Origin of the sequence: uncultured Kordia sp. (assembly GCF_947489565.1) — a bacterium.
Classification (GTDB): Bacteria; Bacteroidota; Bacteroidia; order Flavobacteriales; family Flavobacteriaceae; genus Kordia.
Map to the genome: position 1 here is coordinate 127,095 of NZ_CANLEA010000005.1, position 14,107 is coordinate 141,201.

15 protein-coding genes are annotated in these 14,107 nt (G+C 33.4%); 7 read left to right on the forward strand and 8 right to left on the reverse strand.

Features of this window, described 5'->3' with window-relative positions; translation table 11 throughout:
* Positions 1-5: 5 nt before the first annotated feature.
* Positions 6-533, reverse strand: a complete 528-nt coding sequence (locus tag Q0845_RS08290; RefSeq protein ID WP_298511639.1) for a DUF6787 family protein — start codon at positions 531-533, stop codon at positions 6-8.
* 40 nt (positions 534-573) lie between these two features.
* Complete coding sequence (locus tag Q0845_RS08295; protein WP_298511641.1) at positions 574-1,008, reverse strand: DUF6146 family protein; 435 nt, start codon at positions 1,006-1,008, stop codon at positions 574-576.
* 215 nt (positions 1,009-1,223) lie between these two features.
* On the opposite strand from Q0845_RS08295, the gene Q0845_RS08300 reads away from it, so the two are divergent.
* From Q0845_RS08300 to Q0845_RS08320, 5 genes are all read left to right on the forward strand, one after another.
* Positions 1,224-1,454: a hypothetical protein gene (locus tag Q0845_RS08300; protein ID WP_298511643.1), complete on the forward strand. Its 231-nt coding sequence runs from the start codon at positions 1,224-1,226 to the stop codon at positions 1,452-1,454.
* Positions 1,455-1,570: 116 nt separating this feature from the next.
* Positions 1,571-1,747, forward strand: a complete 177-nt coding sequence (locus Q0845_RS08305) for a hypothetical protein (RefSeq protein ID WP_298511645.1) — start codon at positions 1,571-1,573, stop codon at positions 1,745-1,747.
* A 75-nt stretch (positions 1,748-1,822) separates the two neighbouring features.
* Positions 1,823-2,008, forward strand: coding sequence for a hypothetical protein (locus tag Q0845_RS08310; RefSeq protein WP_298511647.1), 186 nt, complete (start codon positions 1,823-1,825; stop codon positions 2,006-2,008).
* A gap of 124 nt (positions 2,009-2,132) precedes the next feature.
* Entirely contained in the window at positions 2,133-2,318 is a 186-nt protein-coding gene (locus Q0845_RS08315) for a hypothetical protein (protein ID WP_298511649.1), read from the forward strand.
* Positions 2,319-2,480: 162 nt separating this feature from the next.
* The gene (locus Q0845_RS08320) at positions 2,481-2,672 is read left to right on the forward strand and encodes a hypothetical protein (RefSeq protein WP_298511651.1); all 192 of its coding nucleotides are present in this window, start codon (positions 2,481-2,483) and stop codon (positions 2,670-2,672) included.
* A 252-nt stretch (positions 2,673-2,924) separates the two neighbouring features.
* On the opposite strand, the gene Q0845_RS08325 is transcribed toward Q0845_RS08320, so the two are convergent.
* The 3 genes from Q0845_RS08325 to Q0845_RS08335 form a co-directional block, all read right to left on the reverse strand.
* Positions 2,925-5,843: a CHAT domain-containing protein gene (locus Q0845_RS08325; protein ID WP_298511653.1), complete on the reverse strand. Its 2,919-nt coding sequence runs from the start codon at positions 5,841-5,843 to the stop codon at positions 2,925-2,927.
* Entirely contained in the window at positions 5,840-7,399 is a 1,560-nt protein-coding gene (locus Q0845_RS08330; RefSeq protein WP_298511655.1) for a T9SS type A sorting domain-containing protein, read from the reverse strand. Before Q0845_RS08330 ends, Q0845_RS08325 begins: the two co-directional genes overlap by 4 nt.
* Before the next feature lie 117 nt (positions 7,400-7,516).
* Complete coding sequence (locus Q0845_RS08335; protein ID WP_298511657.1) at positions 7,517-9,367, reverse strand: hypothetical protein; 1,851 nt, start codon at positions 9,365-9,367, stop codon at positions 7,517-7,519.
* Positions 9,368-9,649: 282 nt separating this feature from the next.
* Between Q0845_RS08335 and Q0845_RS08340 the strand changes: the two genes are divergently transcribed.
* Together Q0845_RS08340 and Q0845_RS08345 are read left to right on the forward strand one after the other, a co-directional pair.
* Positions 9,650-10,255 carry a hypothetical protein gene (locus tag Q0845_RS08340; protein ID WP_298511659.1) on the forward strand — a complete coding sequence of 202 codons (606 nt, stop codon included), beginning with the start codon at positions 9,650-9,652 and terminating at the stop codon, positions 10,253-10,255.
* A gap of 38 nt (positions 10,256-10,293) precedes the next feature.
* Complete coding sequence (locus Q0845_RS08345; RefSeq protein WP_298511662.1) at positions 10,294-10,983, forward strand: tetratricopeptide repeat protein; 690 nt, start codon at positions 10,294-10,296, stop codon at positions 10,981-10,983.
* A gap of 128 nt (positions 10,984-11,111) precedes the next feature.
* Here the strand turns inward: Q0845_RS08345 and Q0845_RS08350 are convergent, their stop codons facing one another.
* The 3 genes from Q0845_RS08350 to serC all read right to left on the reverse strand — a co-directional run bounded on the left by Q0845_RS08350 (position 11,112) and on the right by serC (position 14,022).
* Complete coding sequence (locus Q0845_RS08350; protein ID WP_298511664.1) at positions 11,112-11,780, reverse strand: DUF937 domain-containing protein; 669 nt, start codon at positions 11,778-11,780, stop codon at positions 11,112-11,114.
* A 187-nt stretch (positions 11,781-11,967) separates the two neighbouring features.
* A complete protein-coding gene (locus Q0845_RS08355) occupies positions 11,968-12,921 on the reverse strand; it encodes a D-2-hydroxyacid dehydrogenase (protein ID WP_298511666.1) in 954 nt (317 codons plus the stop codon).
* 36 nt (positions 12,922-12,957) lie between these two features.
* Positions 12,958-14,022 carry a 3-phosphoserine/phosphohydroxythreonine transaminase gene (gene serC / locus Q0845_RS08360; RefSeq protein WP_298511668.1) on the reverse strand — a complete coding sequence of 355 codons (1,065 nt, stop codon included), beginning with the start codon at positions 14,020-14,022 and terminating at the stop codon, positions 12,958-12,960.
* Between the last annotated feature and the right edge of the window lie 85 nt (positions 14,023-14,107).

Genomic DNA, 14,107 nt, shown 5'->3' on the forward strand with positions numbered 1-14,107 from the left:
AAGTCTTATTTGATGATACGCATACGTTTGAGCATTTTCTTTTCAAATTCCCAGAAAAATTTAAATTGCCCTAGAAGCGTTCCAAATACAATCAATAGTACTTGATAAATTGGTAGAATGATGATGATTCGAATCATCCAATATAAAAAACCACCAAAAAAGCCTTCTGGAAAGATAGTTTGTGTAAATCCAACCCATTCTAACAACGGTTTTGCAATGCGTACTGAGCTTGTTCCTGTTAAGGCAAATACCAAAAATATGGCGATGATTTCCCAACGATAATTGGTAATCCATTTGCCTTCCAATTTTTTAAAACACCACAAAAAGAAACGCAACATGATGTAAAAAAACAAAATGACAGCGACTGTTACGAGTGCGTAATATAGTATTTTGGTTTCATGACGATCAATAAAAGAACGAATGATATTTTTTGAAAAAAGATATGCAGTATAGAATAACGAAAGGATTCCTAAAAAAGGAAAGATTAGTTGCCAGTTGTGTTTAATTTCCCAACGTTCTTTAAATGAAGTCATGTGTATTTTTTTGCGCTAGCAAATATACATAACTTCTACCTTATATCCGAGCAGGAAAAGCTGCTAACTGTTGCTTGTATTTTTGTTGAAAGAATACAAAATAATAATACAGTTGGTAGTTTACTTCATACCCATAATCAACATTTGAACGGTAATTGATTTGCTGCTGATACAACGTATTGTCATATCGAGAAGGTTCAATAACACGCTGATTCCACTCCGTTACATAAATAATGTTCTTGTTTTGTAAGAAGTTTTTAGAGTAATACTCTCTCGGTCTTGCATAACTTTGCAGCCAAGCACTAAAACCAGGTTCAAAGATGATAATTTCGTGCTCTAGCTCATCGCTAGCAATACGAATGGTATCAGATACTTTTTGAGGTTCGCCTTTTTTTTGGGTGATTGTTTTTTCTTGACTTGCACATGAATAGACGACAATTCCGGCCAAAGCCATTAATAAGAATACTTTTTTCATAAAATAATCATTTTACATAAAGGTACGATTTTTTCAATAGTTGCCATGCGGTAAGGAGCGAACTGCTTGTTTCAATTCGTGAACGTAGCTTTTGAGTGATTTTATTTTTTAGCATATCAGAATTTTTTATTTCAGTAAAAAAACTATCTTTATAAAGTCTCTCCCAAAATATAGTTGATCTAGCCATTCACTATAAACCAAATATTATTATTGTTATGTTATCAAAAATTACACGATTAGACATTTTTCAACTTTCACTACTTATTTTAACAATTACAGCGATTACTCAGATTTTTATTTTTTCTGAAAAAAATATTTATAATGAACAGAGTTCAAGAGCAATACAATTTTTAGGCGCAATGATTGGCTTTGGTCTGACTGCTGCAGCAAGTATTATAGGCATTATTTGGATCGAGGTTTTCAGAATAAAAAATAGAAAAGCCTAAGCTTATAATACGATCTCTTTATTTCCTCGGAATTTATGAATCACGAGCATACGAACTTGTAATGGACTTTAATATCTTTTATTTTTAAATGATTATTAACTTTAAAATCATTTGTCATGAAAAAAAGGAATCTTAAAACCTTGGATCTGAATAAAAAAACAATTTCAATTCTAGAACAAATAAGTGGAGGACGTGTAGATGCAAAAGAATCTTGGAGTGTATGTTTTTGTATGACTGATATGTGTCAAACAAAAACGATATGTAAGCCAAAAAAACCCGGACAAAACGATTGATACATGAGCGAACATAGTTCTGTAGAAAATTATGTTTTCTCTTTCAGTTATTATTCATTTAAAAATCATTAAATCATGAAAAAAAGAAATCTTACATCATTAAAACTCAACAAAAAAGTTGTGTCACAATTCTATTATGAAGCTCCTATCTTTGGTGGTGCTGCGGCGATTCAAAGTATACCGCTTACAAAATGTCCATGGGTGCAACGTGTTTGTAGGGAGAAAAAAGATGTGCCTTTAGATCACAGTCCACAGGCTTAATTTTTTTAGTGAGCTTCGGTTCGCTTTTCTCGTTGTTTTAAAGCTATTTTTTAGTCTTTAATTCAATAAACTCAGAACTATTCTTTGGCCTTACAGTTATTATTCATTTAAAAATTATTAAATCATGAAAAAAAGAAATCTTACATCATTAAAACTTAACAAAAAAGTTGTGTCACAATTCGAATATGAAGCTCCTATCTTTGGTGGAGCTGCGGCGATTGCTAGCACACCGCTTACAAAATGTCCATGGATGCATCGTGTTTGTTGGGAGAAAAAAGATGTACCTTTAGATCACAGTCCACAATCTTAACTTTTTTAGCGAACTTCGGTTCGCTTTTCTTTTGCCAAGTATTTTCATAATTACAACGGTTTGCATACGTAAATGAATTCATCTGCTACGCTTTTACATTGTGTATTTCATCTCTATGCTGCTTTCTTTACATTGCTCGCTCAACACTAAAATATAGTTATTATGAAAAAAAGAAATTTTACATCTTTAAAACTGAATAAAAAATCTATTTCTAATCTTCAAAGTGGAAACGTATTAGGAGGAGCAATTTCAATTTTTTCGTGTCCAACAGTTCGAAACTGTAAATCTGTACACATTGATTGCCATACTACAGATCCAGGAGAAATAGGACCTTGTACAGAGTGTGAAAGATAATCACATCGTATATTAAATAGACCTCATACCAAAGCGTATTCAACGGATTTTAATGAGTATGCGTTTATAGAAAGATCATATATTTCTACTGAATATGCAGGCGCTATTATTGCTTGTGGTTTTATTGCAATGTCATGTATTATTTCTATTGTTTGGATTGAAATTACAAAGGTAAAATTACAAAAGGACGGTTTGCATAAGGAAAACATGCAAAAGGAAAACCAGCAAAAACCATGGCTTTAATACCATTTATTAATGTGATTTTTTATACCAAAACCATCCGCCAAGTACTAACAAACTAATTAATACCGCAATGAGATAGTTTGAGAAATTACTTTTTTGTTCAAAAGTAATCGTAGTATTAGCTCCAATATGTGTCCACGCAGACCAATAAAATGGTAGGCGAGAAGCTGGACTGCTAATTTCATCGTTTTCAAAATATTCAATTTGTGCTTTTTGCAAAGCAATACTTTTGGAATGTCCTTCTTGTAAATAAGTGTAGTACAGTTTCATGATTGTTGCCGAAGATGCATCTGGAATGCTCCATAAGGTTGCCGTAACACTTGGTATTTTGGCAAAATTGAACGCGCGTGCAAGACTTTGCAAACCTTCTCCTTTTTGATATTTTCCAAATCCGGTATTGCATGCGCTCAATGTAATCATATTGGAATTGAAGGTATGATTGTAAATTTCATCTAATCGTAAAAGATTACTGATAGAATCCTGTGTTTTGGTAAAAATTAAGGATGAAAAGTTAGGATTTTTGGTGTTTATCAACGAATGTGTTGCTAAGTGAATTCCAGAAACATTTTTAGCATGCTTGATAAAGTTTGTTTTTGTTGCGGCTGAATTTGTCCATGAGTTTCCATGCATGAGTTCTGCAAGTAGCAAAGCTTCATCGTCTGAATATGTCAGTTTTTTCAGGGCTTCTCCACGTAAGTTTACATTGGCAGTCATGCTGTTAATGCTATCCTGCGTAAGTCCTTGCAAATAATTTAAGGTATAATCATCTAATTCTAAACCAAAGGAAGCAAACGTTTCTTTTGAAGAAGTTGTTGCTGTTGGATTTTGCATCATTTTACAAAAATAATGATAGCCAATAGCGTACTTTTTGATCACAGTATTTTCTAAAGTTGTCCATGAATCACTTTTTTCTATTAGCAATGCTTGAAAAGGAATGGTATGTAAAATACCATCTGGAATGATCACTAATTCCTTGAAATCACCATTTTTAATAGATTGTAATGGTTTTTCTAAAAGTGTTTTATATAAGGAATGTGCCGACTGTAAATATTGTTGTTCCGCAAGGTCTGGCGTATTGTTTATAAAGTCAATATCGCTTAATGCTTCTCGATATTGAAAAATAGTCGTTTGAAAATTTTCGGGGAGTTCAATCTGATGTACCTGGAAATCTTGTTTTGTAATCGAGAAAATATACAAGGTTTTAGCGCCTAAAAAGTACTTAATTAATACGGTATGATCGGCAATATTTTTTTGTAAATCGGTTACTAAAATACCTTCGAGATCATTGCGAAGCTTGTCGAACTTTGGATATTTTTCAGCGATCGCTTTTTTGAGATTTTGAAAATCTTCTTTTGTGCTGATGAGTTTTTTCTGAGAAGCATTAAAATCGATAGAGTCTTCTACTTTCCGATTGAGAATTGCTATGTTTTTTTGGTATTCCTGAAACAAGTTAAAAGTATCTTTAGGAATATTCGCAGCTCTCAACGCTTGTTGTTCATTGACCAATTCGCGTAATACAAATGCATTGGCATGTTGTGATATTTGAAAAGCTTCTCGTTGAAATTTTTGATCTTTCGTGCGTTCAAATAACGCCAATTTCACTTTGATGAGTTCTTCATAAAACTCGTTGGTATAGGAACCTAAAATCAATTTAGATTTTGTCTCTGAAAAGTTTAAACGTATCGTTTCGCTAATATTTACGGCAAATTCATAATTTTCAGCGGCAACTTGCAACCATGTATCATTACCAGATTCTTGGTATTTAGAAAAATAACAATCTCCTTTATTTCGAAAGATATCCATCAGCCAAATTTCCAATGTCCACATGTCCTTTGAAGGATTTTGAAGCGGATCATGTTCTTGAAAATCAGGAATAAATGAATGCAATGCTTTTTGGTAACTGTTTAAAGCTTTACCAAATTGTTTGAGCTGTTTATAAGCATCGCCAATAGCAATATGCAATTGACCAATTCTTCGTTGGTTTCCAATACTTTTTATGTGTCCTAGACAGCTTTGAAACTGAATAAGAGCTTTGTCTGGTTGTCCAAGTTGCAAATAAATTTGACCAAGCAATTCAATTGCGGAGTTGAAATTGCGTTGACATGTATACGTATCTTTAGAAACATCTTTTTTGCAATCACTAGTCAAGCGAATTGTTTCTTTAGTTACTAGTAAAGCCTTTTCATATGCTTTTAATTCATATAAAATTTCAGCATCAATAAGTTCAAATGTTCCATCTTTATCATCAATAATCTGTTGTGCTTTTTTGAATGTTTTTTGTGCTTTTTCAAATTCACTAGCATAAAAATAGGCATCTCCTAAAGCTTTTGTATTCTTCCAAATGGTGAGTGTGTCTTTATCAGTTTTTGCATAGGTAATTGCAATTTTTGAATAGTGTTGTGCGTTGCCATAATCGCCCTGCTGTGTATAAATTAGACTAATATTTCCGAGTATTTTAGCTGCTTGTTTATAATCGTTTGCCTCTTTAAAATACGCTTGACTCAGTTTGTAATGAGTTAAAGCATCAGAAATACTTCCTAATGCATTTGCTAAATATCCGAGTATGAATTGAATTTTTCCATGTACAAATAGTTCTGTTTTTGGAAGCTGTGAGATGTTTTTTTCAATCAGATCAATACTGGTTTCATAATCTTTAGCATAATAGCCATTATAAAAAATAGCATTATAAGCTTTGTACCATAAATTCCATTTTTTTGCTTTTTGGAATATAGTCGCTGCTTGTAATGCTACTTTATTGGCTTCTGTATATTTTTTTTCTTTAGCTAAAACTTTTACTTTTTGTAATAAGTCTTTCGCAAAAATGGTATCGTTTTGTACAGTTTGTGCGGTTGTTTTTGGTATTAAAAAAACAAAGACACACAGAATAATAATATTTTTTATACTTCGTAACTTGTAATAATGGCTCAATTTTTAATAACTTTTTTTGTATATATTCCCTTATAAGTTTTTAAAGTTATAAAATACAAACCGCTTGAAAGATTTTTTATGTCAATTGTTTTGGTAAAAATTGAAGAATCGTTTTTTTGAAGGTCAAATTCTTTGATTACTCTTCCTGAAAAATCAAGTAATTTTATCGTAAAATCTGAACTTTCTTGTGTACTGAAATTAATATTGAGATTTAAAGCATCTGTTGCAGGATTAGGAAATGCAGTAAACTGAAATTCTTGTTGGGTTTCTGTTTTTTCAAATTGTGTTGCAGCTTCTGCTTGATTTCGCTGATTAGGATCTATAGAACATACATCATAATCTGGACAATCTCCCATGATGCAAATTTTTGAAACATTGGTGTAAAAAACAGGTTGTGTGTCAAATACAATACTCGCTTGATTTTTAATACAATCAACTAAATTCGATTTGGTGCATATCTTAAATGAAAAATATGTGGAGGCATCATCGTAGGTGTACATATACGGAATTGTTTGATTGGTGCCAGGCAAATTGATGTTTAAAAAATTAAAATACAATATTCCATTATCTTCTAGCCAAGTTGGCTGTACTTCATAATCAATGAGTCTGATATTATCTTTATCAAAAGCACTAGCAAGTTGATCTTTTACATAAACATCTTGTGCAAAGTATTCTCCATCATTAAAAAAACCGATGGTATAAATTAACTCTTGTTTATCAGATATTCCTTCCTTTATACAGCTCTTATTGACGATCTTAAAATTTGGATCATGTGGATATCTGCGTGTTAAGAATTCATAGTTCAAATCTGTATTTTTTCCTCTATCCTTGCAATGAATATTATATTTTACTCTTAGGTCTAATTCTTCTCCAATGGCAGTTTTGGTTACTGCAGGGATGTATACATATCGCATTTCGTTGTATTGTAGTCCTGTAAATTGCCAAGATATTTTATAGTTGTGTATATTATTATTTAGTGTAGGAGTTCCAGATGAAATTGTATTTGGTGTCACCCAATTATTATACACTTCTATGTTTGGAAAATTAATGTCAATTTCGGCATCGTTATAATAAAATTCAATACAACCATCTATAGGAGTTTGAGAAGTCGTATTTGTAAATGCTATGATATAATAATTCTCATATCCATATGCAGTTGCCCAACTTGTCATTAAATGTATATCATTGGTCATTTGTATGGTTGGGTTTGTAAACGATGTTGGGTTTGGAGTTCCTGTAGCAGTAAAAGGCGGAACGTCTATGGTTTCTTTAGGTGGTAAATTGGGGTCATAAGCACGCGCAAAATATGTTTCTGTAGTATATCCAGTAGTACTTGGCTCAAATATGTGTCCAGGATTTTTTTGTGTACTAAATGTACCATCTCCAAATAAGGTAAAAGTGTATACATCTTCGATATTGTCAGTTCTCATTTCATACTTAACGTATCCGTTTCCATCAGTTAGAAAATCAATACCAGTATTATTTTGCGCCTGTACTGAAAAACAGCAATACGTCCATAGTAAGGATGTTATGATAAAATTTCTTATGTTTTTCATATTTTATTTTTTTGAGATTAAAAATTTACTATGTAGCTTTTAAATATACATAAAAGCAGTAAGAAAATATCACATAGCGATGAATCGCTATGTGATATAAAGTGTTAGCAATTTAGTTTAGTTGTCTCTAAGAATGTGTGCATCTCCAGTAATGGTATTTGTACCGCCAAACTGATCGATATAAGTTCCTGAAAAACTAACATCAATATAGGCACCTACACCACCAATACTTGTGATGTTAAATACAATACTTCCTGTAATACCTGTAGAAGAAACTGGATCAATACCCGTTGAAGTTCCCAAACGTTTTATGGCCATTGAAGGTGTTCCTGTAGCAAATGGATTGCTATCAAAAGGATACGTACCTAAAGTTGTAGCATTCCCAATAAGCATTGTGCCACCTCCAATAGGAGAAGTAGTTCCCATAGAAAGGTACATTCCTTGTTCAATATTTGCCCATGGACTTTGAATTTCATAGACCACTGGGTTTCCATTAATGCTATATCTAATATACTCTGGAGCTAATCCGCCACAAGCAGTTAAATTTGCGGTAGCGTTTGGATTGGCAATTACTGTGGTAGAAGCAATAACTTGTCCTGTACCTACATCAGCACCTTCAACATTAATAGTTGCAGGAATACTACATGATACGGCACTATAACTATGTGTTCCAGCTGTGACTAAAGTAGTTCCAAAAAATTGACCGCCACCGCTAGAGTAGGTAACATATCCATTTGTTACAGGAAGTCCGTTACAATCCAATACAGTTCCCGATACGTTTATGGAAGAAACGGATACTAAGGAGACTGGAATTGTAATACTCGTAGCGCCTGTGAAAGGACCAAAATTAGGATCGTTATAAAGAACAGTTCCACAATGATCCGTAATTGTTAAGGTCATTGTTTGATTCGTTGGAATTTTTCCACTAACGTTTCCATTGTTATCCGTAATAGCATAACGTGAAAAACTGTTATAATTGATTGTTACTGTAAGACCAGAAACAGGAACTAATGTTCCAGCATCAACTACGGTAGCATTAAAGTTGGCTACTGGGAATGGTGCATCACAATTCCAAAAAGAAAAATGATTTACAACTGCTTTATAGTATGCTCCATCTTTATAGGCAACAGTTTCTTCAAACCACGTGCCTGTTTCTTTAATGAATGACCAAAATGGAACTTGACTTGGAGCCGATGCCATTTGGTTAGGATGGATAGGCATTAAAATTGTTGCAGGATTAGAAATTTGTAATTTTTGTCCCATACTTCCTCGAAGTTCAACATGTACCATTCCGTACGAACCTAAAGCAACTTCTTGATAATTTCTGTCAAGTCCATATAATTCTCCAGGCATTGTATTGGCAGTTTCTTCAGATAAAGGATCTAAATGATTTACGGTTACTGCTACATTTCCTGAATATGGGTTTCCGTTTTCGTCTACAAAACCTCCGTCAAAAGCTATAATAACTTCTCTTCCTAATTCTGTTCTCACTGAAACTTCACCTCCCGAAGAAGAAATAGTTTGTGCATTTTCTAAACTAAAGAGTTTTATAGTAAAGGTATTTTCATTATTATCTCCATAATTTGGCACCATAACTCTTGAACCGTCTGTGTACCCTGAAGCAGTTGCAGTTGCGTATGCAAAATTTTCATATACCACAGCACCAATAAAAGTAACAATTCCATTATCATCAGTTACTTGTTGTTGTCCGCCTAAAGTAACCGTAGCACCAGCAATTGGTTGGTCTCCACGACCTATTACACGACCAATAAAGTTTGTTCGCACACGTCTTCCTTGAAATTCTCTGAGCGCTTCCCTTATACGATCAGTGTTTACGTATTGTGCTTTTTGTACAACTTGTGTTGCGTTGGAGGATTCCGAAAGTGGTTCATTTTCTTTTTGACATGCTAGTAAGGCTATCGCTATGATACCAAACATTGCCAAATACTTAAAAAGGTTTTTTTTCATGATTAAAAATTGATTAAAAATTGTTCCTACTCTATTGAAAGCTTTTCGGATCACGCTTTTTCTGTTAATTAGTGGTTAGGTTGATGTACTATTTGTGCTATTTTTTGAATGATGTTGTGATGATAATGAGGTGATCGTTGTTTAAAAATGTTTATAATTTGTAGTTTTATTTGTCATATAACTTTCGCGAAAAAGAAACGTGACAATTTTTTTAGTCACATTTCGTTTAATTTTTATTTATACTAGAGATGAAGACTTTTTTCTTTAGTTTTATAGGAAATTATGAAACATCAACCTGCCAAAAATATTACAGACGAAAAGCGTACTTATGCACACCAAAACTTTGGGCTTAGTGAAGCAGATTTTGAAGAGATGCTTCAAAAAATGAAAGAAGGTGATGATGGTTTGTTTGAAAAGATATTTTTAGCGCAGTTTGAAGAGACGATTTCTTATTTAATGTACCGTTATAAAGTCAACCAATCCAGTGCGTATGACGCTACTATGGAAGCGTTGTTAAAGTTTAGAAAGCGATTGTTAGAAGGGAAAATAGCGTATTTCAATATGCGTTTTTTGTTTACGCAAATCGCTGGGCAGTTTTTGATTGCTTCATTGAAAGAGAATAATAAATCGGTAGAAATAACAGTCAATGATGATGTTGGAGAGGAAGAAGAGGAGAAGATAGATGATGCAATTCTTGATTATTTGGACATTGCTTGGAAACAATTAGGAGAACAGTGCAGTAAATTATTAGAAAATTATTATTACAAAAAAATAGCGTTAAAAGAAATAGCAAAAAAACTCGGCAAATCGGATGTAGCATTAAGAAAGCAAAAACAGCGATGTTTAGAAGCATTGCGATCCTTTTTCCTAAAACAGTATAAACCTTAATGACTACCATTGCAGGCATGTAATGGGAAAAAAGTATAATGGATCATAAAAAATATACAGAAGGAACAGAACTTTCGGGAGATGAACTTGAAGCAATTAGCGAGAAATTGATTCAAGCGAAGTTTGATCGAGAGAAACGAAAAGCCTGGGAGCATCGGCTTAGAGATGAATATGGAGTAACGCGTGAATCTACTCCTAAAAAGAAAAAATTTCCCTTTTCGAACTTAGCAATTGCCGCAATTTTAATGTGTATTGCAGGGATTGTAACATACAGTGTTGTTTCATATTTGACGCCAAGCTATGATTCGGTTGTCAATGAATCTATTGAACAATTGATTACGATAGACAATCACGCTGTTGTGACACGTGGAAACAAATTGGTTAATGAAGAAGTTTTAGCAGCTATCAATGCCTATGAAGATAAGAAATATGACGAAAGTATCGCGATATGGAAAAAATTGATTTCTTCCGAAAAAATACGAGGAACTTTCCATTATAATTTAGCATTGTGTTATTTACAAAAAACACCTCCCGAAACAAGTAGTGCCATTACAAATTTAGAAGCAGCTCGTAAAACGAAAACCATTCAAGAAGAAGCAAATTGGGCATTGGCTTTAGCGTATTTACAAATAGATCAAAAAGATAAAGCAAAAAAAGTTTTACAAGAGATTATTCAAGCGAAAGCATATAAATATAAAAGAGCAGAAATAATACTAGCAAAGCTGTAACATAAAGCAGAAACTTTACGATCACTTTTTAAAAAACAAAACATTAAGTTTCATTTGTTAAGTTATAAAATGCAAAAAAGCATCAACTTTCGTCAATGCTTTTTTTAATGTATGTTTTGTAAGAACGCTTATTTTCCTCCAAAAAGACCACCTAGCAATCCGCCTAATCCGCCGCCGCTATTGTTATCGTTCTTGTCATTTCCTCCGCCGAAAAACATTCCAGCGATATCATCTAAAACACTTCCGTCATTATCACCATCTAAAATAGACTCAATAAAACTTTGTTGTTGAGGTGCTTGTGCTGCTGAGTTTCCACCACCAAGTAATCCGCCAAGTAAATCTCCAATTCCGCTAGAGCTTTGTACATTTTGTTGACGTTTTTGCTTTCCTAACATTCCCATTAATAATGGAGCTGCTACTTTTAAGATGTTTCCGATAGAAGAAGTATTTACTCCAGATTTTTTACTGATAGCATTTTCAACATTCTGTCTACTATTTCCTAATACATGTCCAAGAATTCCATCTCCATCATCTTTTACTTCTTGATCCACTCCGCCGCCAAAAAGACCAGCTAAATTATCTAAAATACTACCATCGTGTTTTTTCTCTAAAGCACTATTTAATCCTTCAGCTCCTTCAGGTGAATTTGCGTTTCTTTTCATTGCTCCCATAAGTACAGGTAGCGCCATACTTAATACAGAAGCAGTTTTGTTTTGATCTTCTCCAACTTCATTACTCACTCCACCAATGATTTGTTTTCCCAAATCACTATTTAATAAATCTAAAATTCCAGACATTTTAAAAACGATATTTATTGTTAATATGAAAACAAGATAGTAATATTCTGTAAGACTTGTAGTATGTGTTCTTATTTTTTAGATGAAGTGTATGAAATGCAGAAATATCAGATGAAAGGATTTTTTTCTCGTCTAAAAACACGAAAAGCACTCCGAAGAGTGCTCTTTTATATTGTTAAAAGTTTTCTTATCCTTTTAAAATAGTATTGATTTGTGAAGCCAATTCAAGTCCAATTCGGTCTTGTGCTTCGTTGGTTGCTGCTCCAATATGTGGTGTTAATGATACATACGGATTCATTAATACTTTGATGGCTGGCGTTGGTTCGTTTTCAAATACATCCAAACCGGCAAAACTTATTTTTCGTGCATCTAAAGCATCAATCAAAGCTACTTCATCAATAGTACCGCCACGAGATGCATTTACAATTCCTACACCTTGTTTCATCAATTCAATTTCTTTCTTTCCTATGATATATTCTTTCTGAGCAGGAACGTGTAAAGTGATAAAATCAGCATCTTTTAAAACACTTTCCATAGATTCAGTTGCAATATCAATATCAATAGATTGTCCGTTGAAGAAATCTACAGTAATAGTAGCTTTGTCAATAAACTTGTCTGTAGCAATAACTTTCATGCCTAAACCAAGCGCCATTTTTGCAGTAGCTTGTCCAATACGACCAAAACCGATAATACCTAAAGTCTTTCCTCGTAGCTCAACACCTTTTGCATATGATTTTTTCAATTCTTTAAAGCGAGAATCACCTTCTAAAGGCATATTTCTGTTGGCATCGTGTAAAAAACGAACACCACTAAATAAATGGCCAAAAACCAATTCTGCTACTGAGCTAGAAGACGCTGCTGGCGTATTGATGACATGAAGTCCTTTATCGCGAGCATATGCAACATCGATATTATCCATACCAACACCACCGCGGCCAATGATTTTTAAGCTCTCACAGGCATCAATAATATCTTTACGCACTTTGGTAGCACTACGGACTAAAAGTGCTGTAATTTGATGCTCATTGATGTAATTGATTAACTGTTCCTGTGCAACTTTTGTAGTAATTACTTCAAAACCATCATTCGTTAATGCGTCAACTCCGCTTTGAGAAATTCCGTCGTTTGCTAATATTTTCATGTGTATTTGATTCAAAAATTAAAAATAATTGAAAGCTTAGGCTTTCTTTTCAAGCGCTTGCATTACATCTACTAATACTTGTACACTTTCTAATGGCAAAGCATTGTACATAGAAGCACGATAGCCACCAACACTTCTGTGCCCGTTTAATCCATTAATGCCAGCTTCGGTCCACATTGTATCAAAAGTTTCTTTCAACGCTTCATTTGTCAATGTAAATGTAGCATTCATATGACTTCTATCTTCTGTGGCAACAACTCCATTAAACAATGGATTTCTGTCAATTTCATTATATAATAAAGCAGATTTTTGCTCGTTGATTTTTTCAATCGCAGCAATTCCGCCTAAATTTTTCAACCATTCTAAGGTTAGCATAGAAACATATACTGGAAATACAGGTGGTGTATTAAACATACTGTCTTTTCCAAGATGTACTTGGTAGCTTAACATTGATGGAATAACTCTGTTTACTTTTCCTAAGATATCTTCTTTAATGACAACTAAAGTAGTTCCTGCAGGTCCCATGTTTTTTTGTGCACCTGCGTAGATTAGATCAAATTTTGAGAAATCTAATTGACGAGAAAAGATATCAGAACTCATATCACATACCATAGGGACATTAGTTTCAGGGAAACTCTTCATTTGTGTTCCAAAAATGGTATTGTTACTTGTACAGTGAAAGTAGTTTGCATCTGTAGGGATTGTATATCCTTTAGGAATATACGTGAAGTTTTTATCTTTAGAAGAAGCAACTTCTACAACATCTCCAAACATTTTTGCTTCTTTTACTGCTTTAGAACTCCATGTTCCTGTATTTAAATAGGCAGCTTTTGTGTCTAATAAGTTATAAACAACTGCTAGAAACTGTGTGCTTGCGCCACCTTGTAAAAAAAGTGCTTGGTATCCTTTTCCTTCTAAACCTAATAATTCTATAGCCAAACTACGCGCGTTTTCCATAACGTTTACAAATGGCTTACTTCTGTGCGAAATTTCAATTAATGAAAGGTTGTCATCATTAAAATTAATCACTGCTTCAGAAGCTTTTTGTAATACTTCTTGTGGTAAAATACAAGGTCCTGCGCTAAAGTTATGTTTTTTCATTGTTATGTATATGTATTTGTCGTATGCTGTTAATTTGAGTGCAAAGTTGCTAAATTATGAACAAACTGTTGTTATGATTTTATTA

Coding starts and splice junctions, on each gene's coding strand:
- Q0845_RS08345 (WP_298511662.1), top strand. CDS start 10,294: ATGGATCATAAAAAATATACAGAAGGAACAGAACTTTCGGGAGATGAA.
- serC (WP_298511668.1), bottom strand. CDS start 14,022: ATGAAAAAACATAACTTTAGCGCAGGACCTTGTATTTTACCACAAGAA.
- Q0845_RS08305 (WP_298511645.1), top strand. CDS start 1,571: ATGAAAAAAAGGAATCTTAAAACCTTGGATCTGAATAAAAAAACAATT.
- Q0845_RS08315 (WP_298511649.1), top strand. CDS start 2,133: ATGAAAAAAAGAAATCTTACATCATTAAAACTTAACAAAAAAGTTGTG.
- Q0845_RS08295 (WP_298511641.1), bottom strand. CDS start 1,008: ATGAAAAAAGTATTCTTATTAATGGCTTTGGCCGGAATTGTCGTCTAT.
- Q0845_RS08310 (WP_298511647.1), top strand. CDS start 1,823: ATGAAAAAAAGAAATCTTACATCATTAAAACTCAACAAAAAAGTTGTG.
- Q0845_RS08320 (WP_298511651.1), top strand. CDS start 2,481: ATGAAAAAAAGAAATTTTACATCTTTAAAACTGAATAAAAAATCTATT.
- Q0845_RS08335 (WP_298511657.1), bottom strand. CDS start 9,367: ATGAAAAAAAACCTTTTTAAGTATTTGGCAATGTTTGGTATCATAGCG.
- Q0845_RS08340 (WP_298511659.1), top strand. CDS start 9,650: ATGAAACATCAACCTGCCAAAAATATTACAGACGAAAAGCGTACTTAT.
- Q0845_RS08300 (WP_298511643.1), top strand. CDS start 1,224: ATGTTATCAAAAATTACACGATTAGACATTTTTCAACTTTCACTACTT.
- Q0845_RS08330 (WP_298511655.1), bottom strand. CDS start 7,399: ATGAAAAACATAAGAAATTTTATCATAACATCCTTACTATGGACGTAT.
- Q0845_RS08290 (WP_298511639.1), bottom strand. CDS start 533: ATGACTTCATTTAAAGAACGTTGGGAAATTAAACACAACTGGCAACTA.
- Q0845_RS08355 (WP_298511666.1), bottom strand. CDS start 12,921: ATGAAAATATTAGCAAACGACGGAATTTCTCAAAGCGGAGTTGACGCA.
- Q0845_RS08350 (WP_298511664.1), bottom strand. CDS start 11,780: ATGTCTGGAATTTTAGATTTATTAAATAGTGATTTGGGAAAACAAATC.